The organism is Sporosarcina sp. P20a, assembly GCF_002743175.1.
GTDB lineage: Bacteria > Bacillota > Bacilli > Bacillales_A > Planococcaceae > Sporosarcina.
This window is the reverse complement of record NZ_PDYT01000049.1, coordinates 1-2,455: the sequence shown is the minus strand read 5'-3', so window position 1 is coordinate 2,455 and position 2,455 is coordinate 1. Positions and strand designations below refer to the sequence as shown.

Here is a 2,455-nt window from a genome sequence, read left to right as displayed (position 1 = left end):
GTAAGCGTCAAACAGTGAACACGTTGTTTAATATAAAAGAAAATGCCCCAAAGAATCGATCATAAAGATTCTTGGGGCGTTTTCTATTTCTTTGACTGGATATAACAATTCTTTGGTAAGGTCTTCGACCAAGGCATTAAGTCTTCAAACTCCGCGATTTTTTCAAGATTGCGTTGGGGAAGTTCTTCGAAAAGGAACTGCAAGTAGAAGAAGGGATTCACACCATTCTCTTTTGCTGTCTCTACGAGACTATAGGCGATTGCACTTGAAGTCGCACCCCTTGTGGAAACTGCGAAAAGCCAGGCTTTTCTACCAATTACGAAAGGCTTTATTGATCGCTCTGCTCGGTTATTGTCGATCTCTATACGACCATCTTTCATAAATGTCCTCAATTTAGGCCATTGTTTTAGCGTATAGGAGATGGCAGTTCCAGTTGCCGTCTTCGGAGCGACAACTTCCTTTTGTTCTTTTAGCCATATCAAAAAAGCATCCAGCACAGGCTGACTGTCGTTTTTCCTTATTTCAAGCCGTTCTTCAGGCGTTTTTTCTTTTATCTTGCGTTCAATTGCGAACAATCGGTTGCAGAAATTAAGTCCCTTTTTAGCGACCGTCGTTCGACCTGCACCAGCTGGCGCACCTTTTAATGCCTTGAGTGCCTCATCAAATTTACGACGTGCATGGGCCCAACAGCCAGCGAGCTCCACGTTTTGAATAGACTCGTAGGCTGCATAGCCATCCACATGGAGATAACCTTGGTAGCCATTTAAAAACTTTTGTGGATTCTCTTTGGCACGACTTGCTTGATAATCAAAGAGCACAATCGGTGTATTAGAGTCTCTACCTGTCCGATATAGCCACATATAGGATTTTGATTCCGCCCTTTTCCCTGGTTCGTCTAGAACTTGGAGGACAGTTTCGTCCGCATGGAGCACCTCTTCATCACGAAGACGACGATAGAGTTCATCATAGAACGGCTTGAGCCATCGCGTCGTACTCGAAAGCATCCAGTTGGATAGCGTCTGTCGATTTAATGGAATGCCCATCCGTTCGAGTTGTTTCTCTTGTCGATAAAGAGGAAGCCCATCAGCAAACTTCTGCGTCATCACGTGTGCAATGGCAGATGGGGACGCTAATCCCTTCGGGATCACTGGGTTCGGCATCTCAGCCTTCTTTATAGGCGTTTTGATTGCATGTTCTTCACAATGACGGCAACTGTAGATATGCTGCACATGTTCGACAACTGTTACTTGCGCCGGGATAATCTTCAGTTCTTTGCGTATCTGTGTGCTCATCTCGTGCATGGAATGATCGCATTCTAAACAGACCTTCTCCGAATCAGAGAGGTCATAGTGAATCGTCTCGACCGGCAGGTCTTTCAACTTATCTGCACGTCCAATTTTCTTCTTGCGTGTATAGTTTATCGTCTCAAGCGTAGGCTCTGCAAGAAGGATCGCTGAAGAAACTTCTGCCTCATTGAACAATGGTAATTCAAACTGGTCCTTGTTTGTCTTCTCACTAGAAGTTCCGAAGCGTTTCTGTTGGAGTAGAGTGAACTGTTGCTTGTACCATTCCATCTGAGCTTCAAGCTTTTTCTTCTCTTGCTCGAGTTGTTCGTTCTTCTTCTCGAGCTCTTCAATTGTAAGTTGGGTTTTCTTGTCTGGTTTTCTCATAGGAATAATAATAGCATAAAATTATTCTGAGAAGTAGACTCAAATTACTTTTTTCGCAGAGACTGAAGGGTGCGCGTCACGTTGGTTCAACGGTAATCCATCGAGGAGCCAGTTCAACTGTCGACTCGAAATGGAAAGTGGTTGAACAGACTCAAGATCTGGCCAATCGAACAATCCTTTCTCCAGTCTTCGGTAATAGAGCCAGAATCCATTGTGATCCCAGAATAGAATCTTAAGTTTGTCTCTCTTTCGATTACAGAAGACAAAAAGTGCTTTGGAGAAAGGATCAAGTTGGAACAGCTCTTGGACAATGACAGCTAGTCCGTCAATCGACTTCCGAAGATCTGTCGGACCAGCAGCCAGATATACGCGCCCAACAGCGCGACCATTCATCATATCTGACGTAGCGTCCGGATCACTTGAAGTAACAGAGTTTCATCATAGCCACTCGTCACCTCGATATCCACATGATTTACTTTCAAAGAAATTGAGTTCTCTATCGATTCTTCCACTACGCAGGAGACCCAACTGGTCTCCTGAAGTACGGTATGATTAACTGGTGACTGTTTTCTTAGCCAGTACTTCATATTGTGAACGGCAACCTCTGCGGTTTCACACCATTCAGAAAGTGCTAGTCCACTGTTTTGATATTCATCGATCTTTGCAGACCAGTATGCTTCTTTTTCTTTTCTTTTCAAATAAATACCTCCCAAAATATGCTCTATGGGAGGAGTATCTCACGAATCTACTTCTATTAATATGTGTTCACTGTTTGACGCTTACAA

The 2,455-nt window shown here is 43.7% G+C and carries 3 protein-coding genes; all 3 read right to left on the bottom strand.

Annotated elements, in window-relative coordinates:
* Positions 1–83: 83 nt before the first annotated feature.
* The 3 genes from tnpC to tnpA are packed head-to-tail and all read right to left on the bottom strand — an operon-like array spanning position 84 to position 2,368.
* On the bottom strand, positions 84–1,670 hold the full coding sequence (gene tnpC / locus CSV72_RS16455) for an IS66 family transposase (RefSeq protein WP_099679237.1): 1,587 nt from the start codon (positions 1,668–1,670) through the stop codon (positions 84–86).
* A 39-nt stretch (positions 1,671–1,709) separates the two neighbouring features.
* Positions 1,710–2,066: an IS66 family insertion sequence element accessory protein TnpB gene (gene tnpB, locus CSV72_RS16450; protein ID WP_143560496.1), complete on the bottom strand. Its 357-nt coding sequence runs from the start codon at positions 2,064–2,066 to the stop codon at positions 1,710–1,712.
* Positions 2,063–2,368 (bottom strand): IS66 family insertion sequence element accessory protein TnpA, encoded by a 306-nt coding sequence (gene tnpA / locus CSV72_RS16445; RefSeq protein WP_099679236.1) that lies wholly within the window; start codon positions 2,366–2,368, stop codon positions 2,063–2,065. The genes tnpB and tnpA overlap by 4 nt, the downstream gene beginning before the upstream one ends.
* Between the last annotated feature and the right edge of the window lie 87 nt (positions 2,369–2,455).